At 43.9% G+C, this 20778-nt stretch carries 19 protein-coding genes; 6 read left to right on the top strand and 13 right to left on the bottom strand.

Going from position 1 to position 20778, the window contains the following annotated elements:
* From A4R26_RS02515 to A4R26_RS02505, 3 genes are all read right to left on the bottom strand, one after another.
* Entirely contained in the window at nucleotides 1–891 is an 891-nt protein-coding gene (locus tag A4R26_RS02515; RefSeq protein ID WP_081159592.1) for an amidohydrolase family protein, read from the bottom strand.
* Nucleotides 892–910: 19 nt separating this feature from the next.
* Entirely contained in the window at nucleotides 911–1240 is a 330-nt protein-coding gene (locus tag A4R26_RS02510; protein WP_081159587.1) for an L-rhamnose mutarotase, read from the bottom strand.
* 130 nt (nucleotides 1241–1370) lie between these two features.
* Nucleotides 1371–2228 (bottom strand): fumarylacetoacetate hydrolase family protein, encoded by an 858-nt coding sequence (locus A4R26_RS02505; protein ID WP_081159584.1) that lies wholly within the window; start codon nucleotides 2226–2228, stop codon nucleotides 1371–1373.
* 184 nt (nucleotides 2229–2412) lie between these two features.
* Between A4R26_RS02505 and A4R26_RS02500 the strand changes: the two genes are divergently transcribed.
* A complete protein-coding gene (locus tag A4R26_RS02500) occupies nucleotides 2413–6255 on the top strand; it encodes a methylmalonyl-CoA mutase family protein (protein ID WP_081159579.1) in 3843 nt (1280 codons plus the stop codon).
* A 166-nt stretch (nucleotides 6256–6421) separates the two neighbouring features.
* On the opposite strand, the gene A4R26_RS02495 is transcribed toward A4R26_RS02500, so the two are convergent.
* Nucleotides 6422–7291, bottom strand: coding sequence for a DNA-formamidopyrimidine glycosylase family protein (locus A4R26_RS02495; protein ID WP_081159575.1), 870 nt, complete (start codon nucleotides 7289–7291; stop codon nucleotides 6422–6424).
* A gap of 83 nt (nucleotides 7292–7374) precedes the next feature.
* The gene (locus tag A4R26_RS02490) at nucleotides 7375–7569 is read right to left on the bottom strand and encodes a hypothetical protein (protein ID WP_081159570.1); all 195 of its coding nucleotides are present in this window, start codon (nucleotides 7567–7569) and stop codon (nucleotides 7375–7377) included.
* Nucleotides 7570–7720: 151 nt separating this feature from the next.
* Between A4R26_RS02490 and A4R26_RS02485 the strand changes: the two genes are divergently transcribed.
* Nucleotides 7721–8968 carry a DEAD/DEAH box helicase gene (locus A4R26_RS02485; protein ID WP_081159565.1) on the top strand — a complete coding sequence of 416 codons (1248 nt, stop codon included), beginning with the start codon at nucleotides 7721–7723 and terminating at the stop codon, nucleotides 8966–8968.
* Between the two features lie 271 nt (nucleotides 8969–9239).
* Here the strand turns inward: A4R26_RS02485 and A4R26_RS02480 are convergent, their stop codons facing one another.
* Entirely contained in the window at nucleotides 9240–10532 is a 1293-nt protein-coding gene (locus tag A4R26_RS02480; RefSeq protein WP_081159563.1) for a DUF763 domain-containing protein, read from the bottom strand.
* 38 nt (nucleotides 10533–10570) lie between these two features.
* Here A4R26_RS02480 and A4R26_RS02475 point away from each other — a divergent pair, with 38 nt between their 5' ends.
* Nucleotides 10571–10894, top strand: a complete 324-nt coding sequence (locus A4R26_RS02475; RefSeq protein ID WP_165760124.1) for a helix-turn-helix domain-containing protein — start codon at nucleotides 10571–10573, stop codon at nucleotides 10892–10894.
* A gap of 78 nt (nucleotides 10895–10972) precedes the next feature.
* On the opposite strand, the gene A4R26_RS02470 is transcribed toward A4R26_RS02475, so the two are convergent.
* A complete protein-coding gene (locus A4R26_RS02470) occupies nucleotides 10973–11806 on the bottom strand; it encodes an ArdC-like ssDNA-binding domain-containing protein (RefSeq protein ID WP_081159556.1) in 834 nt (277 codons plus the stop codon).
* A gap of 43 nt (nucleotides 11807–11849) precedes the next feature.
* Complete coding sequence (locus tag A4R26_RS02465) at nucleotides 11850–12710, bottom strand: zincin-like metallopeptidase domain-containing protein (protein ID WP_081159552.1); 861 nt, start codon at nucleotides 12708–12710, stop codon at nucleotides 11850–11852.
* Nucleotides 12711–13133: 423 nt separating this feature from the next.
* On the opposite strand from A4R26_RS02465, the gene A4R26_RS02460 reads away from it, so the two are divergent.
* Complete coding sequence (locus A4R26_RS02460) at nucleotides 13134–14342, top strand: amidase domain-containing protein (protein ID WP_081159549.1); 1209 nt, start codon at nucleotides 13134–13136, stop codon at nucleotides 14340–14342.
* Between the two features lie 222 nt (nucleotides 14343–14564).
* On the opposite strand, the gene A4R26_RS02455 is transcribed toward A4R26_RS02460, so the two are convergent.
* From A4R26_RS02455 to A4R26_RS02440, 3 genes are all read right to left on the bottom strand, one after another.
* A complete protein-coding gene (locus A4R26_RS02455; protein WP_081159545.1) occupies nucleotides 14565–15179 on the bottom strand; it encodes a hypothetical protein in 615 nt (204 codons plus the stop codon).
* 294 nt (nucleotides 15180–15473) lie between these two features.
* Entirely contained in the window at nucleotides 15474–15962 is a 489-nt protein-coding gene (locus A4R26_RS02450) for a RuvC family protein (RefSeq protein WP_081159541.1), read from the bottom strand.
* Nucleotides 15963–16394: 432 nt separating this feature from the next.
* Nucleotides 16395–16817, bottom strand: a complete 423-nt coding sequence (locus A4R26_RS02440; RefSeq protein ID WP_081159534.1) for a helix-turn-helix domain-containing protein — start codon at nucleotides 16815–16817, stop codon at nucleotides 16395–16397.
* 127 nt (nucleotides 16818–16944) lie between these two features.
* Between A4R26_RS02440 and A4R26_RS02435 the strand changes: the two genes are divergently transcribed.
* Complete coding sequence (locus tag A4R26_RS02435; RefSeq protein ID WP_081159531.1) at nucleotides 16945–17880, top strand: tyrosine-type recombinase/integrase; 936 nt, start codon at nucleotides 16945–16947, stop codon at nucleotides 17878–17880.
* A gap of 85 nt (nucleotides 17881–17965) precedes the next feature.
* On the top strand, nucleotides 17966–18232 hold the full coding sequence (locus tag A4R26_RS02430) for a hypothetical protein (RefSeq protein ID WP_133054513.1): 267 nt from the start codon (nucleotides 17966–17968) through the stop codon (nucleotides 18230–18232).
* A gap of 116 nt (nucleotides 18233–18348) precedes the next feature.
* Here the strand turns inward: A4R26_RS02430 and istB are convergent, their stop codons facing one another.
* Both istB and istA read right to left on the bottom strand, forming a co-directional pair.
* Nucleotides 18349–19104, bottom strand: a complete 756-nt coding sequence (istB, locus tag A4R26_RS02425) for an IS21-like element helper ATPase IstB (RefSeq protein WP_081159525.1) — start codon at nucleotides 19102–19104, stop codon at nucleotides 18349–18351.
* Between the two features lie 116 nt (nucleotides 19105–19220).
* The gene (gene istA / locus A4R26_RS02420; protein ID WP_081159522.1) at nucleotides 19221–20777 is read right to left on the bottom strand and encodes an IS21 family transposase; all 1557 of its coding nucleotides are present in this window, start codon (nucleotides 20775–20777) and stop codon (nucleotides 19221–19223) included.
* Nucleotide 20778: the final 1 nt, after the last annotated feature.

The following is a 20778-nucleotide window of genomic DNA, read 5'->3' as shown; positions in this document are numbered from 1 at the left end:
TTATAAATTATAAAATTGAATGGCATTGAGGCCGAATACTTTTTCGCGGTCGTCGTGCGAATAGTTCTCCATGTATTTTTCAAGCAAACTTTTCCATTGCACATAAATGCCGCTAAGCAACATTACGGGCCAGTCGCTGCCGAACAGTAACCTGTTCGGGCCGAACGCTTCAAACACTACATCGAGGTAGGGAAAGAAATCAGCCGCGCTCCATTCCTTCCAGCTGGCTTCGGTGAACAAACCCGATAACTTACAACATACATTCGGGAACTTTGCTATTTCCTTCATGTTTGTTCTCCATTCATCTATGTTCTTATGCCTGATGTCGGGTTTGGCGCAATGGTCAATTACAAGCGGCATATCGGGGAATGCCCGAACGAAATCGATGGCCGGCGGCAACTGGTTATGGAAGATGAGAATATCGTACGTATAGTTGTACGCCTTTAATGCCGCAACGCCGCGGCGGAAATTTTCCCTGGCCAGAAAATCGAGCGGTTCGCCCTGCACTACATGGCGGTACCCTTTTATAACAGGGTATTGGGAAAAGTATTGCAGGCGGTCGGCAATATTATCAGCCTGCAGGTCTATCCAGCCAACAACGCCTTTGATAATGTTATGTGTTTTGGCCAGCTCAACCAGGAAATGGGTTTCCATTTCTGTTTGGGTTGCCTGTACGGCCACAACGCCATCGACATTATTTCTTTTTGATACCAGCGACAGGTGTTCGGGCAGATAATCCTGTTGTAAGGTCTTCATGGATTTATCTATCCAGTCGTAGGTTTTTTTATCGTATTTCCAGAAGTGAACGTGTGAGTCGATCACGGCAGTGCGGTCTGTGTCGCCACCAAAGGCTTCGTCAGGGGCAGCATCGTAATATTTTTTCATGTTCATAGCAATACATTTACTTGTTTCAGGTAAGACTGAAGATCTTATCCATCAATATCCATTTTTCGCCGGGTTTGGCCCAGGGGAGCGCCTGCTGAAACTTCCACATAAGCGTTTCCCATTCCTGAACTTTAGAATTGGCGGCATCGGCCTTTGCTTTTTCTGCATGTGAATACCGATCATTTGTTTCCATGATCATGAATAAGCGATTGCCGGTGCGGTAAATGTCGAGCACTTCAATGCCTGAGGATCTGATACTCTCCACGATCTCGGGCCAAATATGATCGTGATGGCGCTCGTATTCGGCAATCAGTGCAGGATCATCTTTCAGATCCAGGGCAAAACAATATCTCATTTCAGTTTCTGGTTTTTTGTTTCTGGTTTATAGTTTCTTTATTTCAGGATTTCCTGACTGTTTCGGTTCTCGCCATTTATCAGGCGTTATGAAATTGGGCAACCATAAACCATAAACTATAAACAATAAACTATTTGTATGCTACTGCAACCTGTTTGCTTTTTCCCAGGCCATCGATACCAAGTTCAATTACATCACCTGGTTTTATGTAAAACGGTTCAGGCTTTTGTCCAAGACCTACGCCTGCAGGTGTACCGGTGCTGATGATATCGCCCGGGAGCAGGGTCATGAACTGGCTCAGGTATGAGATCAGATACGGGAGCTTAAAGATGAGGTTAGATGTATTGCCATCCTGCATTGTTTTTCCGTTCACGGTAAGCCATAGGCGCACGTTATGAATATCGGCAATTTCATCTTTTGTAGCCAGCCAGGGGCCCAGCGGTGCAAATGTGTCGCAGCTTTTACCTTTCACCCACTGGCCGTTGCGCTCCAGTTGAAAAGCACGCTCACTATAATCATTGTGCAGCATGTAACCTGCTATATAGTCCATGGCGTCTTTTTCTTCTACGTAAGATGCTTTTTTACCAACCACAACAGCCAGCTCCACTTCCCAATCGGTTTTTGTGCTGTTCTTTGGGATCACCAACTGGTCGTTGGGACCGCACATGGCAGTAGTAGATTTAAAAAATATGATCGGCTCGGCAGGGGTTGCAGCACCGGTTTCTTTCGCATGGTCAACATAATTTAAACCAATGCATACGATCTTTGAAGGGCGGGCAAGGGGAGCGCCCAACCGCTCATCAGGGTCAACTGCAGGGCATGCAGACTGGTTTGTTTTTAACCATGCCGCCAAACGGGCAATGCCATCGTTGGTCAAAAATTGCTCGGTATAATCTTCGCCAAAAGCGCTGGTGTCAATTCTTTTTCCATCGGGCAATTCAACACCGGGCTTTTCCTGCCCTGATTTTCCAAAACGTATAAGCTTCATTTTACCAGTATAATTTTTTGTTGGCCGAAACTATTTCATTTTCACTGCAAACCAAACGAAAAATTCCGGAATCGTTCCCGGAAGTTTAGCATTTTATTCAGTTTTACAAGCAGATATGCATGGAATACTAACAAGCATTAGCTTTTTTGAACTAACTTTAGCCCGATTTTGTAATGCTTGAATTATGAGTAATACGCCAGTTAATAAAGTAAGGATAGTTACTGCCGCTTCCCTGTTTGATGGTCATGATGCTGCTATCAATATAATGCGGCGCATATTACAGTCGAAGGGCGCCGAGATCATCCACCTTGGTCATAACCGGTCGGTAGCAGAGATCGTTGAATGTGCCATTGAAGAAGATGCCCAGGGCATTGCCATTACCAGCTACCAGGGTGGTCATGTGGAGTTCTTTAAATACATGAAAGACCTGCTCGATGAAAATGGATGCGGGCATATAAAAATATTCGGCGGCGGGGGCGGCACCATTTTGCCGCAGGAGATCACCGAATTGCACAGTTATGGTATTACGCGGATCTATAGTCCGGATGATGGAAGAAGGTTAGGGTTGGAAGGGATGATCGAAGATGTGATAAAGCAATGTAGCCCCCTCCCTGCTCCCCCCGGTGGGGGAGGAGAAGGTCAGCAGTCTGATTATTGGCTGGCTTTCCGTAAGTGGAATGGGAAATTGCCGTTGGGGGAAAAGAAAGATATAAGAAGGATAGCCCGTGCAATTACATTGGCTGAAAATAAGATTAGGCCGGAAACCATATATGATGGATCATCGATCACGGTAAACCAGTTCAAAGCCGATCCGTCATTATATGGAATGCTTAAAGAATTTGCTTTGTCACATAGAAACGAAGCTACAGTTGCCGAAGAAATATTATGGGATAAACTTAGAAATAAAAAAGAAGGGTATAAATTCAAAAGGCAGCATATAATCGGAAGCTTTATTGCTGATTTTGTTTGTTTGAAAAAGGGATTAATCATAGAGGTTGATGGTAATTACCATCAATTACCTGACATGAAAATCAGTGACAAAGAAAGAACTGATGTCCTTAATAAATTAGGCTTTCAGGTAATCCGGTTTACCAACGATGAAATTACTTACGAACTCGAAAAGGTTTTGGATAATATACAAGACTCACTCTCTAAACTGCCCGATAAAGAGATTGACGAGAATAATAGCGAGGTATCTAACCCCTCCCCCACCGGGGGAGGCCGGGAGGGGGCCGTATTAGGCATTACAGGTACCGGCGGCGCCGGCAAATCATCCGTTACCGATGAAATTGTACGGCGCTATTTGAATGCATTTCCTGAAAAAACGATAGCCGTTATTTCTGTTGACCCATCCAAAAAGAAAACAGGCGGCGCCCTGTTGGGTGATCGCATTCGAATGAACAGCATTCATTCGCCCCGCGCTTACATGCGCTCACTGGCCACCCGCGATAGCGATGTTGCGTTAAGCGAACATGTACAGGACGCCATCGATGTATGTAAAGAAGCCGCTTTTGATCTTATCATTCTTGAATCGGCCGGGGTTGGACAAAGCGACGTCAGCATTCTTGAATATTGCGATGTGAGCCTGTATGTGATGACGCCCGAATATGGCGCGGCCTCGCAGCTGGAAAAGATCAACATGCTCGATTATGCCGATGTGATCGCCATCAATAAATTCGATAAAAGCGGCGCACTCGATGCCTTGCACGATGTGCGTAAACAGTTCAAACGCAACCATGGGTTATGGTCGGCCAAAGAGGAAGAACTGCCGGTGATCGGCACCATTGCCGCCCAGTTCAACGATGCGGGCATCAATGAGCTGTTCGAAAAGCTGATGATCACCATTAAAACAAAAACAGGCATTGAATTCGGACAGGTGGAAGTGCATGCGCATCTTAAAGACACCACCACCAGATCGCAGATCATTCCGCCCAAACGCGTACGCTACCTTTCTGAGATTTCGGATGCCAACCGCGGTTATGATGAATGGGTAAAAGAACAATGCGCGCTGGCCTCCCAATTATACCAGGTGCAGGGAACGCTTTCTGCCGTTACCGCATTGTCTGCCGCCGTAAAAGACGAACTTGGGTTAATAAAGAAATCGCTTGAAGAGAAAATACATCCCGAATGCAGAAAACTGATGGAAGAATGGCCCGGGGTTGTTGCCAAATACAAAGCCGATTTCTTTGAATACCAGGTACGCGATAAAGTTTTTAAACAACCAATGACCACCCGCTCGCTCAGCGGAACAAGGATACCTAAAGTGGTGCTGCCCAGGTATACTGACTGGGGCGATATTCTGAAATGGCAATTGCAGGAAAATATCCCGGGTGAATATCCATATACTTCGGGCGTGTTTCCGTTAAAACGCGAAGGCGAAGACCCTACGCGCATGTTTGCCGGCGAAGGCGGTCCCGAACGTACCAACAAACGTTTTCACTATGTGTCGCTCGATCAGCCGGCGCGCCGGTTGTCAACCGCCTTTGACAGTGTGACCCTGTATGGAGAAGACCCGGCTCACCGGCCCGATATCTATGGTAAAGTAGGCAACAGCGGGGTAAGCATTGCCACGGTTGATGACGCCAAAAAATTATACAGCGGTTTCGATCTGTGCGATCCTAAAACATCGGTGAGCATGACCATAAACGGTCCGGCCCCGATAATACTTGCGTTCTTTATGAATGCGGCCATCGATCAGCAATGTGAAAAATGGATAGCGGCAAATGGTGAATGGTCACGGGTGGATGGTGAAATGGCAAAGAAATTTCAGCATCTTACAAAACCCACTTATTACAATCCATCAGCTCCTGAACGCCTGCCCGATGGCAATGATGGTTTGGGTTTGAAATTACTGGGCGTATCGGGTGAAGACGTATTACCGGCTGATGTTTACGCAAAAATAAAAGCCGAAGCGCTGGCCCAGGTACGCGGCACCGTGCAGGCCGACATATTGAAAGAAGACCAGGCACAGAACACCTGCATCTTCAGCACCGAGTTTGCATTGAAGCTGATGGGTGATGTGCAGGAATATTTCATTCAGCAAAAGGTGCGCAATTTTTACAGTGTAAGTATCAGCGGGTATCACATTGCAGAAGCCGGCGCCAACCCCATTACGCAATTGGCGTTTACCCTGGCCAATGGGTTTACGTATGTAGAATATTACCTGAGCCGCGGCATGCATATCGATGAGTTCGCTCCCAACCTGTCTTTCTTCTTCAGCAATGGGATGGATGCAGAATATAGTGTCATAGGCCGGGTAGCGCGGCGTATTTGGGCCAAGGCCATGAAGTATAAATACAAAGGCAACGACCGCAGCCAGAAACTGAAATACCATATTCAAACCTCAGGCCGCAGCCTGCATGCCCAGGAGATCGATTTCAATGATATTCGTACTACGCTGCAGGCATTATACGCCATTTACGACAACTGCAACAGTTTACATACAAACGCCTATGATGAAGCGATCACTACGCCAACGGAAGAAAGTGTACGCCGCGCCATGGCCATTCAGCTCATCATCAACCGCGAGCTGGGCAGCGCGAAAACCGAAAACTTTATACAGGGTTCTTTTCTTATTGAAGAAATGACCGACCTGGTTGAAGAAGCGGTGCTGGCAGAATTTGACCGCCTTACCGAACGGGGTGGTGTGCTGGGCGCTATGGAACGCATGTACCAGCGTAATAAGATCCAGGAAGAAAGTTTACATTACGAAAGTCTTAAACATAATGGCGACCTGCCGATTATCGGGGTGAATACTTTTCTTAATAAAAAGGGGAGCCCTACGATTTTGCCGGGTGAAGTAATTCGCAGTACAACCGAAGAAAAAGAACAGCAGATCCAGAACCTGCATGCATTCTGGAAAAGGAATGAGAACAGATCGGAAGAGATGTTGAACCGGCTTAAAAAGGTAGCCGTCAACAATGGGAACATTTTTGAAGAGCTGATGGAAACCGTGAAGTATTGTTCACTTGGCCAGATCACTCATGCATTGTTTGAAGTGGGGGGACAGTACAGGAGGTCAATGTGATAATGTGATAATGGGATAATGTGATATTGGGATAATACCTGGGTGCGACATGGATGTGCGGTACGCTATTAAAAATAACAGGAGTGAGTTGCTTTCACAGGCGGCTCACTCTTTTTTTATGAATGAATTCCTTTTTTGAAATGCCGTTCAGCATTTAAGATAGCTATTATTTCTTCGCTTTTGATTTTGAGTTGCCGCTACGGCTTACGGCTCGCTGCTCATGGCTTGCATTATTTACGTATGCCGTTTGCCGTTTCACTTTTGCCACTGCAGGTTTTTTCTTTGCAGGCGGTTTTTGCCTGCCGGTTGTGTACAGCACCTGGCAGTTTTCGCAAAAGAAAGTGCGGCGCCTGGTTTTGCCCAGGTATTCTTTTATGAGTGGAATATTACAACGCGGACAGGTTTTCTTCGTATGCGCCAGCCAGTGTTTTTTGAGAACAAAGGCTTTTTTCCAGTCGAGAAAATCATAGCTGTAATTACAGGCTTCATTTACAAGTTCGGTGAGTTTACGTGGTGGCAGGTCTTTTATTTTATTTTCGGGATGAATGCCGATGCGAAATAGTACTTCATTCTTGATGATATTACCTGAGCCGGCAAAAATATGCTGATCTAACAGGGCATCGCAGGCAAGTTGATCGGGCTGCGCTTTCAATTTCTTTCTGGCCTTTTTAGCGTCCCAGTTTTTATTGAGCAGGTCACCGGTCCAGTCGTAGATGGTATCGGGATCTTCTTCAATAAATTTAACGGAGCAGGCGTAAAAGTACAGGTCGCCATTACTGAAATGCAGATGAAGCCGCGGCGTTTTTTTGGTTTGTTCATTTATGCTGTAGGAACCGAAAAGCATAAAATGAATGCGCACGGTGAAGTTGGGAAAACAAATAAGAAAATGTTTTCCCCAGCTTTTAAAGTCGGTCACTTTTTGATTGGCCAACCGGTCGATATCAAGGGTAGAATTACCGGCTACAGCCAGTACTTTTTTGCCTTTGAACAACTGAACCGCTTCTTTTAAAATGACAATGCTTGGCCCTTCAGGCATAGGTAAACCGGGTATTAGTGACAGGTTATATACTTAATACGCAGGAAAAGAAGTGGTAGCCGTGTACAGAATTCCACATTCTGCTATGTTGCCCTGTCGCGGGTATTGCGAATAAGGCCAACACCGGCAAAGAAAAAAATGGCTCCCAATACGCCGTAAAGAATGATTTGCTTAATGTTATGTGAGCCCGAACCCCCGTTGATAAAGTTAACGCCGGCAAGTATAAGTCCCACAATGCCAACAAGTGCGAGAATCATTCCCAAAACTCGTTTTTCCATATGAATGCTTTAGGGTCAATAAGGCAAAGGCTGTGCCCGGGGAGGGGCTGCTGTACTTTATTGATTAACATGCTCAAATTCCATTATATTTGCTATATATAATTTTTATCTGCAGGACCATGCTCCGCAAACACCTAAATACCATTTCATCTTGCGCTTTACAGAATTCGGTTTCCACCCTGACTTATTAGAAGGCATTGAAGCCTCCAACTACGAAAACGCTACTCCCGTGCAGGAGAAGGTAATTCCGCCTATTCTTGCCGGAAAAGATATAATTGCCTCTGCCCAAACCGGCACCGGCAAAACCGCCGCCTTTTTGCTTCCGGTGATCAACCGGTTACTGAGCCATCGCATTGAAGGCCAGGTTGGTGCGCTGGTAATTGTGCCTACCCGTGAGTTGGCGATCCAGATTGCCCAGCACCTCGAAGGCCTTTCCTATTTTACCAATCTGAGCTCCATTGCAGTATATGGCGGAAATGACGGAAGTAACTTTGTGGCCGAGAAAAAGGCGTTGCAAACGGGCACTGATATCGTCATTTGTACCCCCGGCCGCATGATCGCCCATCTGAACATGGGTTATGTGCAATTCAAGCAGCTGCAGTTCCTGGTGCTCGATGAGGCAGACAGAATGCTTGATATGGGTTTTTCCGATGATATCAACAAGATCATCGGCACGCTGCCGGCTAAAAGGCAAACCCTGTTGTTTTCGGCTACCATGCCCGATAAGATCAGGCAACTGGCAAGGAAGATCCTGGTAGACCCTACCGAGATCAATATTGCCATCTCAAAACCTCCGGAAAAGATAGTACAGAAAGCTTTTGTTGTTTTTGAACCCCAAAAGCTTCCTTTGCTGAAAGATATTTTAAAGAACGTTCAGTTTAAAAGTGCGCTGGTATTTTGCAGCCGTAAACAAAGCGTGAAATCGCTGGCGCGCGAACTGGAACGCGCCCGGTTTAAGATCGCCGAGATCCATAGCGACCTGGAGCAGGCGCAGCGCGAAGATGTGTTGAGTGGTTTTACCAGCGGCCGCATTCCCATTCTCGTAGCTACGGATATATTAAGCCGTGGGATCGATATCGATACCATTGACCTGGTTATAAATTACGATGTACCACGCGATGCGGAGGATTATGTGCACCGGATTGGCAGAACGGCACGTGCCGAGGCCGATGGTATTGCGTTCACGCTGGTTAGTCCGGCCGAACAAAACAAGTTTGCCGTCATTGAAAAACTAATCGGCAAAGCGGTTGAAAAACCGGCTATACCGGAAGAGTTTGGGCCCGCTCCTGAGTATAAACCGCAGTTCCGTCCAAAGAACAGGGGTGGCGGCGGAGGCGGTAGAAGACATCATCAGGGAAGATCAAATAATAATGGCAGGCAAAGAGGGAATAAGGCGTAATAAGTAATGTGATGATTTGCTAATGTGATTATGAAAATACAGAAAGGCAATAGAATTTTTTGGCGGCGTAAGCTCGTTAATTGATCATAAAGATCGCGGTACATTCACCACCCGGTGACCCATAAATATTATTGAGGCTGTTCAAAAGCAATTTTGGCAGCCTTTATTATTATAACAAGCATCAAAAATTTTTTTGGCCGACGATAGTTATTAATCTCAAATATCGCGAGCTATTTCACGTTTCACGTTTGCCGTTTCACGATATTCCCATTTAGAACAGCCGCAACTGTACTCCTTTCGACCTTTTGGAAGGCGGCTTTTCAATTCCCATTACGGTTCTGCCCCCATAACGCCACGATTCGTTGCGCTCCTTTTCAATAAGTTGTTCGAAGTTATTGTTCGGTATGAAATCCTCTTCCGCTTTTTGCGAAAGTTCGGTCAGCTTTTTAATAGCAAGCAGTTTATCGCTCTCACCGATCTTTGCTTTTTGAACAGCCTGGTGCAGGGTATCGATGGTTTCATCATACACTTTTGTTGGAACCGGGAATGGATGTCCGTCCTTACCGCCATGCGCAAATGCAAAACGGGCCGGGTCTTTGAACCGCGAATTAGTACCATGAATGACTTCGCTTACCAATGCAAGTGACTGTAGTGTACGCGGGCCCATTCCTTCAAGCATTAATAACTCTTCAAAATCAGCGGGCTTTCTTTCATGAGTAAGCCATAACATGGCGCCAAGCCTTTTAAGGTCAACATCTTTTGCCCGAACATCATGATGCGCCGGCAAAATAACCTGTTGTTGTATTTCAGGTAATAAATATGATGGCGATTCCTTAGATAGGGAAACGATACCTGAACGGGTAGCTGCGGCATCTTTATCGACCAGGTTTAGAATATTGCCCGATTGCAATCCACAGATAGCTGTATGCGGTTCGTTTACGAATGATTGTAATTGTTGTGAATGCCAGTGATATCGTCTGGCGGTGCCGGTTGCATCATTCAAACCCTGTTGTACAACCGCCCATTCGCCTTCATTGCTTACGATAAAAGCGTGCAGGTATAATTGAAATCCATCCTGTATGGCGGTGTTATCAACCTTTGCGCTGAGTTTACTGCAGTGAACAAGCTGTTTCGCATTCAGACCGGTTTTCTCGCCGATAGCTAATAATTCATTTGGCACCTGGCGCGAATGTTTGCCTTTGCCGCCACAGATATAAATACCCAGTTCCTTCGAAAGCGGGTTGATGGCCTTTTTTAAAGCACCCAATACTGAAGTAGTGATACCCGACGAGTGCCAGTCCATCCCCATTACAGCGCCAAGGCTTTGAAACCAGCAGGGATCGCTCATGCGGCGAACCCAATCGGCCTTTCCATATTCCATCAGGATCACCTCGGTAATGGCAAGACCCAGCCTGGCCATGCGTTCTGCCAGCCAGGGCGGAACCGCGCCATAGTGCAAAGGTAGATCTGCTGTGCCGGAGCGCTCTGCGGATTTGTTCCGCGTTAGAGGAAACAGTGCCGAAGCCTGTCCGGGGGAAGAAGATGGTGCCTGTGGCGGTTTCATTGGGAGACAAGTTACGAAATCGGCGGCTGGAATTGCGTATGACACAACATGAAGTTGCTTCCCATTTTGGGGTTTTCTACAACACCATTACCCTGTGGGAGAAGAACAAAACCGAGCCGGGGGTTGAGCGGTATCCGGCCATAACTGTCTTTTTGGGGTACTTTCCCTGGGAGGTGGATACCAGCACCTTGGGCGGGAAAATAAAGGAATACCGGTACCTGCACGGGTTAACCCAGGAAGCGTTTGCGAAACTGGTGGGGATAGAGGAAGCGTTGATTAATGGGTATGAACGGGGGAGGAAGAAGCCGCTGCCGAAGACGGTGGAAAGGTTAGAGCACTTTTTAAAATCTGTACCTGATTAGCAATGCAAATCACTTAAGCCTGTTTATACAGGCTTTTTTCTTTTCAATAAAAAAAGCCTGAACATTCAGGCTTCTATATCATGTTTCAGGGGGGATGTTGAGTATGTAATTCACGGCAGCTTGAGCGGCTTTGCCGGCCACAATCGCAAACTGGTTGTGTGTCCGAAACCGATACAGCCAGCCTTCAGCATCAAAGTAGTCATAGCGCAAATGCGTTTGCTCTATGCCGCCTATGCCGCATAAATACGTTGCACCCATTTCAGCGATCAGGTCATCCGTACTGTACATGCGAGGCGTCGCAAGCCGCTTGGCCTGCAATAGTTCTTTCCGATTCAGCCTGATTTCATGGCCGGTTGAACACATGAGGCCGTAAAAGAGGCTGCTGAAAAAGGAGGCTCTGTCGTGAAAAAACTCAGGGTCAGGCATGTGCACGGTGTCGTCCTGGTAGCTGTAGAATACGTGGGCGCCGCCGACATCAATAGCCGGATGCTTAGGCATTTCTTCAGCAATTCTCTTGCATTTTTTTATCGGATCCGAAACCTCGAATTGAGGGGGAATCGAATCCGGTGGTATATTCTCGCATTGAGCGATATTGAAGACGTGGGAATACCGCAGCTCCTTTTCGGGCGTGTAGTATATCGCTAGGTGCCCTTTTTCTCCATTCTTTATGGTTGCTCCCATTGACTGCGCCTGCTGCTGAGTCAGAAACACGTTATGCGCATAGTTAAGTGCAGCCAGCAGCCAGACGTTCAGGCCGGAATATGGTTTGCCGCTGATGAGGTTCTGCGGCAATCCGCCTTTTGCAAATGAAACATGCCAGGGAATCACTTTCTTTTCGAGCTGTGCTATTAGGTGATTGGAAACAATATTGTATACCTCCTGCGGGGTAGGGGAATGGTGTATTCCATTCATAACTGAAAATTTTAGGTGAGAAAATTCTTTTGATGGGCACGTGCTATGGCGTGTATACACCTGTTTGAATAGGGTTTAGCATCGGATTGCGATTGAGGATGTAGTTAATGGCCTCTTGTGCGTACATAGCGGCCGTAATAACCATTTCCTTGTCAGTCTCTATTTTCCGGAGCCAGCCGTCGCAATCGCTGTGGTATCTAATCAAAAACGACGGAGCGATACTTGCATAATTGCACAGATAGCCCGCAGTCATTTCAGTGATTAAATCCTCAAGGGTATGGGTTTTCGCATCATCGGGGTGTCGAGGGACGGCACATTCCCGGTTCATACGGGAGCGGTGGCCGGTACATTGGGCGAGGACGTAAAAGAGGGAGCTGTAATACAGCTCTTCGTTTGCAAAGCGTTCCTTGTCGGGCATGCTGATCGTGTCAGCGGACAGGCTGTAATATGCCGGCGAGGTATCGGGGACGATGCGCGGCAGCTTGGGCATACCAGCAATGATTTTCTCACACGCTTTAATCGGGTTGCGGACAATCTTTTCAGCCGGCAACAGGTCATCATATTCCGCTTTTAGATTAATTGGATGGTACACCGTCGTGCAGTACAGGGACGGCCGGGTTTTCGAATGTCTGATGCCGAGAATGGTAAACCCTTTTTCACCCCGCTTGGTGCTTACGTTATTCCGCCTCATTTGTTTGGCGGTAAAAAACACTTTGCGCGGGTACGGCAGGATTCCTAACAGCAGGACATTGATGTAGTCCATCGGGTAGCCGTTCATGTATTGGGGGTGCTCGCTCCTCCACTCTTCTTGCCACGGAATGATGCCAATGGTTAGTTGTTCAATTATCCGGGAGGTAACGAAAGAGTGGACGTCTTGCGATGCTGACTTTTGTGCTACGTTCATACTGGTGATGGCTAATTGTGAAAGAGGATTGTTTCAGAAGGGAGTGTATGAACAAAGGCAGGACGAGATAAGGGAGAAAGAATTGCCAGAAATGGAAAAATAGAGACCAGGAAAAAGCCCGATACTGCTATCGGGCTCGCACACAACACACACTGCTGCAAACATGCAAGGTTTTCAAAGGACAATGTCCTTCTCAACGACTGGATACATGGTTCTCTGGTTAACTGATATTTGGTTGTAAAAGAAGGTTCAGGGAAAAGTGTATATGGAGAAGATTGGCGGAAGAAGCGGGAAAGAATTGCCAGAAATGGAAATGTTGAAAATAATTATTTCAAAAGTCGATTAAAATCAAGTCAGAATCGGGGGTATTGTTGTTTTAATTAATATAGGATATATACAATACTGTAATTAAATCGGCTATTTATGAGAAAAGTATTAACTGCTGTAGGGGCCCTGGTACTAATTGCTGTTCTTATTGTTTTAGCCTGCAACAAAAAAAGCAACCAGTCTTTTGATCTTTCTGCTTTCAGTGATGAAAAAATAATTTCGGAAGTGCAGCCAATTCTCCAAAGCTATTTGGATGGTCAGTATAATTTGGCGACCGGAAAATCTACCAGCACTGATTGGTTAAACTATCAGGAAAATCCGAGTGATACAACCCTTGCCAATAAGATTTTGGCCTTTAAGAAAACGCACTCGGAGCATGGTGTTATATATACTGATTATACGAGTGCTGTGAAAATTGATAGTTTCCAGAAGAGGAAAGATTCGGTTGTCCTTAGGGTTCTACATCGCTTTACGATGACAGATAATATTAAAGATTCATTAACCGGAAAATATATGGTTACTGAAGGTGGTAATTACTACGACGTAATAATGAAGCAAAAAAGCGGTGTTTGGATTATTTCAAGATTCTCATATTCAGGTTCCAGTGAGTTCGAACCTTGGTATGTGAATTACGCATCACAAACTGGTTTGTTCGATAAGGAAAGGCTGAATAGAATCCAAACAGAGTTAGGGGTAAATGATTTACCACCGCCCTATAATTCACAAAAAGCAATAAAGTACGCACTAGAACACTGGGACAACCCCAGTGAATTTTATTGTGATTTTCAAGAACATGGTGATTGCACTAACTTCTTATCCCAGTGCTTACTTTTTGGCGGATGGACGAAAACCAAAGACTGGTGGGCAGATGGAAGACCATGTTGTGATAATAATCTTGGGTGTTTAATACAAAAATGCTTTTCATGTAGTTGGGCTGTTGCGCAGTCATTCTCCGAGTATGTGGTAAAGTCCGGCAGAATATATCCAGCATGTTTCAGTGATTCCGAACTTTATCCAGGAGATATTGTTCAGTTTGGTCGTTTAGATGGAAGCAGGATTACTCACAGTGCTTTGGTAACAGAGAGGAAGGTTGTTGGAAGACTGGTCGAAATTCGAGTTACATACAGAAACTGGGAACGTGATTTGCCTGCAGGTAATAAACGGTTGTCTGAAATCGGCGGTATTCACTATGGCTGGAGGGTGCTTAATAAGGCTATTCAACCTGTGAGTGGAGGAACGCAAGGCGGTACTGATATGAATGCAAATGATCCCTTGCTTCCGAAAGACTGGTTCAGTGGTAAATAATTTTATCTTATGCAAAACTCCGCTAAAGTGATGAGGTTTAGTTATACATTAAATCATGAGATATGCCTTATTGCGCTTCAATCCTGTCAGTGGTTCAGAAATGGTGGGCGCGCAGCCACAGGGAGAACACTCTGCTTGATGGTAATCTGTTCAACATAATAATCTTCAAGAAGGAATCTGCAACAACTGCAGATTCCTTCTTGAAGATTAAGTAGTAAATTATTATTTAATTACATTTTCTATTTCCTTTATCAAGTCTGCTTGTGACAGTTTGGGGGCTGTTGAATCGGCTTTTGAAAGAATTAAATTGAGTTCTTTGAGAATGTCTACCTTGTTTTTTACCACTTCCGTATTCGATTCGGCTAATGATATTTCTTTTGCTTTTTCAAGCAGTAGGGTATAGAGGGTTACGGTGTTAGCATCTATTGTTGTATTGTTGTTGAGCAATGCTTCAATTCTAAACCCAATATCGCGAACAAAATTGATTGCTACCGTTCTCTTGCCCAATTCTGCCACGGATTTCACGGCTGAAACTTTGGCTTCTGCTTCTACCTTGTCTTTTACATTGGTTTTGGCAAGTACATCCAGCATTTTATTGGTTGCTGCATCAGGCGGTGGTTCTGATATAACTTTTACCTTGTTATCGGGAGTAATCAGATAGAGTCCGCTTCTTTGTGTTGCATCATAATGTGACCAAAAGAACGTCGGTTCAATAGCGGCTCCATTTTTGTATAGCCCTTGTTTAGAAATTCCTGCACTCTTTCTGGATGTGTTTACTACCCTGCATCCGATAGCCAAAAGACTAACAAGAATGACGAATCCTGAAATTTGTTTCATAAAAGCAGTTTATGTTTTACGGTTTAATGAATAAGTGAAAGTATGTGTTCAATGGGTCAAAAAAATCGTGAAAAACACCCAAAAAATAATGATTAATTTATGATAGTTTATTCGGCACAAAAAAGCCCGATACTGCTATCGGGCTTGCATGGCTATGCCATGCTCATTCTTCACACTACATGCGTGTTTTTCAAAGGACAATGTCCTTTTCAGTAGTTGCACGCTAAATTTGAAAGAAAAGATCTAGTCGAAGTGTATCGGCAAGATATTGGTCAAGTAAGGGGGAAAGAATTGTTACAATCGAAGCCGTTGATATAGGGCACGGGCAACAGCGATCGCTTCGAATAGCTTTTCATAATGAGCTGACTTATTTTTCATTTCCTGTTCATACTTGCTTTGCAAGGGAGGGAATTGCTCAACTAATAATCGCATGCATTTTTCTTTATTTGCCCGTTTATGCAAGCCAAGAGCCTGCTTGCACTCTGCGACTGTGTAGGTGTGTATTTCTATTCCTTTTTCTTTTGCCCAGTCTTTAATAGTTGCCTGGAGTGCCGATAGTTTCGGTGATTCGACCGTGACCCGCGGCGTTTTAATAGCAATCCAATTTATTTGGAACTTCGAAACATATCGGTCAATAAGTGAAAGAATCCTTCGAGGTTTCTTTTCAGACCATGCTTCAAGAAATGCTTTGGAAGCAAAGTACGGTACCCGATCGCCTTGCACGACAGCAATGCCGAGCTTGCGAGTGCCCAGGCTAATCCCGAGCACTCTTTTCGACTCCATAGGCTTTTACCCGTGAATTATAAATTGCTGCCCTGCTTTTTCGCACTTCGTTATCTGGAACAGCTAACGCTTCTTCCAGCTCTTTTCGTAAAGACCATAATTCGTATTTTCTGACGAGCGAAAGATGCCATTGAATTGATTTATGGTCATTTAATGCGTCTGCGAACTTATACGCGAGGTTTTGCTCCTCGGGACTGTAATCATTCATTGCTTTACCTGTGGATTAAGTTGTTAATAAGCGCGTGCATTAGTTGGAACGCTCGTTACGTCGTACGTTATTATTAATAAAACGTTCGTTCGTACGTTATATACGCTTCATTCCAACCAGAAAGAAGTTGCAATGCCAAAGCAAATAGATTATTTGCCGTCTATTATCTGTTGGCTATTCACCTAAAGGACAGTTAGAAAAGTAATGTCCTTTATAGGGAGGAACTAATCAGTAAAATGAGGTTTGTTTTTTCTTGCAAGAAATTCCTTTTCAGCAGCATCGGTTTCTGCCACCGCCTGCTTATATAATTCTTCAAATAGATCCTCTGGCATAGTCTTTTGAAGTCTGCTTAATTTGAAGGCGTCGAATAGATTGTTCTTTCTGGGGATAAATTCGGTTTTGGAAGCATCTGTTTCAATTATTGCCAATTTATATAAGTCTTCAAATAAATGAGCTGATGAGGTTCTGCAAAGCCTGCTTAATTTAAAAGCAGTGAACAAATTAGGGATCACGTTTCCCGTTTCCCAGTTGGAAATACTGCTGGTGCTAGTATGTCCCAACAGTTCTGCAACGTCTTTCAGGCTATACCCATACGATTCGCGATACCATTTTAAATTGTTCGCTATACCTGTCCTGGGCTTCGCCATATAAAAAAAATACCAATCAATTTTTTATTCAATAAGGGGGAAAGAATTGTGAATAATTCTTTCCCCCTTTAGTAGTCAAAATATTTTTTCAATAATGATGGAGTAACGGAAAGTATAGCAATACTGCATGAAGAAAGACCTGCAACAACTGTTTAATGAATTCATGTACGAATGTGAATATGTACGCAAAGTGCGGCCTGAAACGTTACGTGGATATAAACAAACATTTGATACTTTTTATAAACTAATGCCCTCTATTGGAATTGAATCAATTACCCCTTCATCCATGATTCAATTTTTCAAAATTCTGCAAGAAAGAAAAAGAGTAGTTGGGCGTGGATTAATTAAAGTCGGAATTAAAAAATCCACAGCAGCTACTTATTGGAGCAAGCTAAATAGCTTCTTTGAATGGCTTAAGGTAAGGAAGTATATAAAGAATAATCCGTTTGAAGTAATGGAGTATCCGGTCCCGGAGTATGTAGACAAGAAATTTCTAAAAAAAGAGGAGATAGAAAAAATACTTGCGGCAGTCCATAATCAAGGTAACAAAAACATACTCCTGCTAAAAAGAAATTTATCAATCTTTTACATCTTGCTTTTTTGCGGATTAAGACGCGAAGAATTAATCCTGTTGCAAGTTCGCGACATTGATTTTGAAAGAAGGATAGTAACCGTAAGAGGGGAAACTTCAAAATCAGGTCGAAGTCGACAATTGCCGTTGCATTCGATAGTCGCAATGCATTTAAAAGATTATCTACATGAGAGAAGGCACTATGTAACTCCTTATTTAATTGTATCTGCAGTAAGAGATGATAAGTTAAGTTATGACGGCTTATTACACTTCGTAAACAGGATTAAAAAAACTTCTGGAGTAGAATTTCACCTACATCGGTTCAGACACACTTTTGCTGTGAATTTTTTACAAACAAGTAATAACATCGCTATGCTTAAACAATTGATGGGGCATAATGATATACGAATGACTATGGTTTACCTGCGTTGCCTTCCAACGGACGAAATGCGTGGGGATATTGAGCAAATGAGTGTTGATAGGCTTATTTGACGAGAGTATCAAAAGGCTTAATATTATCCTATTAGGATTGAGTTTTAGTTGCAATTACCTTAAGCTGATTTGGATATCGAAGAGCATGAAAAAAATATACTATTTAATTAGAAGATATGAAAAAGAAATAGTGGCGGCTCTACTTGGAACCGCAGTCGTCTATGCAGGTTGGCAATTATGGCCTGGTTATGAAGATATAATTTCTCTGATCGGAATTTTTATTACCTTACTTTTCACCATTTATTTTCTTTCAAAGGATAGACAGTTTGTTTTTTCTTCCCTAACAAGAAGAAAAGATATAGAGGACTGGATGGGATACGGTACTTTTCAACTGTCCCGAATAAAGGTGTAGTCGGCAACCAACAGTGCATAGAAATTGGCAATTAAGGATGTAGTATGATGTGGCGGGATATGTGCATAATTTTAAAAGGGAACAGGTGCATGACTATTTGCCAAAATTATCGGTTTTTACTTTGCTTTTCCAAAGATTGTTTTTCTATTCTTGAGGCGGTAACTTTCTCCAGAAAGTTTGATGATTTCACAACGGTACAGTAAGCGGTCCAGAATAGAGGTAGTGATGACCTCGTCTCCGATGGTTTCCACCCATTCTTTGGGTGATTTATTGGTGGTAATGACAAAGGATACTTTTTCATGCAGGGCATTGATAAAATGAAAAAAGGCGTTGGCTTCGTTTCTGGCAATGGAGATCATCATAATGTCATCAATAACGATAAAATGTGCTTTACAAAGCCTCCTGTAATCGGTCATAGCAACTTTAGAGATACCTTTGGTTTTGAGTATAGTCATAATATCCTCCATTGTTCTAAAATAGGCCCTGTACCCTGCTTCTATAGCGTGGTAACACAATCCCGCCGCGAGCATTGTTTTTCCGATCCCATTAGGTCCCATGATAACAAGGCTAAAGTTCTGATCAAGCCAGGTTAATTCTTTAAGCTGTTCCAACCGGCTGCCAGGCATGCCTTCCACTGCAGTGCAATCATAATGCTTCAGGTCATAGTTAACCGGTAGTCGCGCAATACGTATCTTGTTTAACATCTCTCGATCCTGGCGGTGTTTGATTTCTACTTCCAACATCCTGGCAGCAAAATCTAAATAGCTAATGCCTTCATGCGATGCATTATCTGCAAGCGATTGTATCTGTTCCCCGATTGCATTTAACCTTAAGTACTTGCAATGGCTGGCGATTCTGTTTTTGACGTTCATTTGTTTTGTATTGTTTGATTAAAAAATAGAGAGGTAAATGAGGCATACATTGTAAACAAAGAGGGCCGCTACCAACGCAAGTTGATTTTGCGGCCATCTTCTGGGATCACGAGTAATTAACTGCTAAAAGCTTGTTCATATGCATCCAGATCACTTTTATCGGGTTGTATCTGGGCTTTTAAGGTGTTATCAGGGTCAAGCAATATGATTTTGGCTTCTCCGCCATCAGCGTGCCTGTTTTCCGCTTCAAACAGCGATAAGAGCTCCTTAAACATGCCCGCGCTTAAAAAACGTTCTGCAACACATTTCTGAAGCACCTCTGCCACCAGCGCCTTATTACGACCTTGTACAAGGTCACGTATAGCCTGGACCTGGTCACGCAGGTACCTTTTTTTATCCTGTCGTATCAATTCAAAGTAATGGGTGGCCAGCTGTGGGTCTGAAAACAGCGCTGCGGTGCTTGCAATCAGGTCATTTATCTTCTGTGATTTATCACGCTTATGATCGGCATTGATAATTTTAAGACCCTTTCTTTCGATAATAGTATGCTTGCAAAGAAATGATCGCTGCATATCATTGTTGTGGATATGTAGCTCTTCATCTTTCAGATATACAAACACGATGCTGTCTTTTTTCTTATACGTACCTTTAGGGACAGAATAGAAGTTCCCATTGTAGGAAAACGTATTATCCTTACGTACAAAACGGGCCAGGTAAGACGGGAGTAACTTTACAGTGCACCATGACCTTAGATGAGTTTGTTCAATCATCCATTCCTGCAAAGGTATCTTACGTGTGGTAGTATGCGGCATTCCATTACCAGTACGCTGCAGCCACTGCAGGGCTTGTACTTGCAATGTATCAATGTCATAATAGACCCTGCCATATAGAAAGTTCTGCTTCACGTACTTTATCACATTTTCTACTTTGCCCTTACTTTCAGGATCCGATTTTCTACAAAAGTGAACTTGAAAATCCTGTTCAAAAACATAGGTTTTAAAATCCTGTGTCATTAATAAATCACCCAGGCGTTCATCTATCAAAAACAGCCGGTCCTGATCATACACAACTTCTTCTGGAATGCCTTTAAAAAACTCAAAGGCTTCTTCATGTGCATCAATGGCAGAAACAGTAGTGAAAGGGGTTTCAGAGAAACGAAGGAACTTCATACGTGAACGTGATAACATCATTGCAAAGAAGTAAACTTTTTTACGCTTCTTTTCTGCATGACGCATGATATACTGACCAAAATCAGCCTGGCCTTGAAAACCATATGGCAGTTCCTCTACTGCAAAATATTGACGCGTTGTTTCTTCCTTTGCAATACCATACTTCTGCCTTACATTCATTACAAAATTATACACGGTCCTGGGAGCTACAAGAGGAAAATCAGGATGATGTTCTTTCAACCAATCGTGCACCTGTGCAGCACTGGCTGCTGGGCTTTGGGTTAGCTTGTCTTTAATGAACCCTTCGTAGAGATTTAACAAACGGGGCCTAATGCTTCTTTTTTCCAACTCTGCCGTAAAATCAGCTTCACTCATCCTTGCATACCTTTTTACGGTACGGGGATCCATGTTGATGGCTTTAGCAACTGCGTTCTGGCTACATCCTTCTCGTAGTAATCTTTGAATTTCGTAATACATGATCCAATCATTAATTGTTTTATCCATA

This window comes from Niastella populi (genome assembly GCF_002078015.1).
In the GTDB taxonomy this organism is placed as follows: domain Bacteria; phylum Bacteroidota; class Bacteroidia; order Chitinophagales; family Chitinophagaceae; genus Niastella; species Niastella populi.
The sequence above is the reverse complement of the archived record's forward strand: the minus strand, read 5'-3'. Positions and strand labels throughout refer to the sequence as shown.

Bases quoted from the DNA above. Each gene is read 5' to 3' on its own strand.
- A4R26_RS02470 (WP_081159556.1), bottom strand. From the start codon at position 11,806: ATGAATGGAATACACCATTCCCCTACCCCGCAGGAGGTATACAATATT.
- A4R26_RS02450 (WP_081159541.1), bottom strand. From the start codon at position 15,962: ATGGAGTCGAAAAGAGTGCTCGGGATTAGCCTGGGCACTCGCAAGCTC.
- istA (WP_081159522.1), bottom strand. From the start codon at position 20,777: ATGGATAAAACAATTAATGATTGGATCATGTATTACGAAATTCAAAGA.
- A4R26_RS02435 (WP_081159531.1), top strand. From the start codon at position 16,945: ATGAAGAAAGACCTGCAACAACTGTTTAATGAATTCATGTACGAATGT.
- A4R26_RS02465 (WP_081159552.1), bottom strand. From the start codon at position 12,710: ATGAACGTAGCACAAAAGTCAGCATCGCAAGACGTCCACTCTTTCGTT.
- A4R26_RS02490 (WP_081159570.1), bottom strand. From the start codon at position 7,569: ATGGAAAAACGAGTTTTGGGAATGATTCTCGCACTTGTTGGCATTGTG.
- istB (WP_081159525.1), bottom strand. From the start codon at position 19,104: ATGAACGTCAAAAACAGAATCGCCAGCCATTGCAAGTACTTAAGGTTA.
- A4R26_RS02440 (WP_081159534.1), bottom strand. From the start codon at position 16,817: ATGGCGAAGCCCAGGACAGGTATAGCGAACAATTTAAAATGGTATCGC.
- A4R26_RS02430 (WP_133054513.1), top strand. From the start codon at position 17,966: ATGAAAAAAATATACTATTTAATTAGAAGATATGAAAAAGAAATAGTG.
- A4R26_RS02475 (WP_165760124.1), top strand. From the start codon at position 10,571: ATGACACAACATGAAGTTGCTTCCCATTTTGGGGTTTTCTACAACACC.
- A4R26_RS02480 (WP_081159563.1), bottom strand. From the start codon at position 10,532: ATGAAACCGCCACAGGCACCATCTTCTTCCCCCGGACAGGCTTCGGCA.
- A4R26_RS02515 (WP_081159592.1), bottom strand. From the start codon at position 891: ATGAACATGAAAAAATATTACGATGCTGCCCCTGACGAAGCCTTTGGT.
- A4R26_RS02510 (WP_081159587.1), bottom strand. From the start codon at position 1,240: ATGAGATATTGTTTTGCCCTGGATCTGAAAGATGATCCTGCACTGATT.
- A4R26_RS02500 (WP_081159579.1), top strand. From the start codon at position 2,413: ATGAGTAATACGCCAGTTAATAAAGTAAGGATAGTTACTGCCGCTTCC.
- A4R26_RS02455 (WP_081159545.1), bottom strand. From the start codon at position 15,179: ATGAAACAAATTTCAGGATTCGTCATTCTTGTTAGTCTTTTGGCTATC.
- A4R26_RS02495 (WP_081159575.1), bottom strand. From the start codon at position 7,291: ATGCCTGAAGGGCCAAGCATTGTCATTTTAAAAGAAGCGGTTCAGTTG.
- A4R26_RS02505 (WP_081159584.1), bottom strand. From the start codon at position 2,228: ATGAAGCTTATACGTTTTGGAAAATCAGGGCAGGAAAAGCCCGGTGTT.
- A4R26_RS02460 (WP_081159549.1), top strand. From the start codon at position 13,134: ATGAGAAAAGTATTAACTGCTGTAGGGGCCCTGGTACTAATTGCTGTT.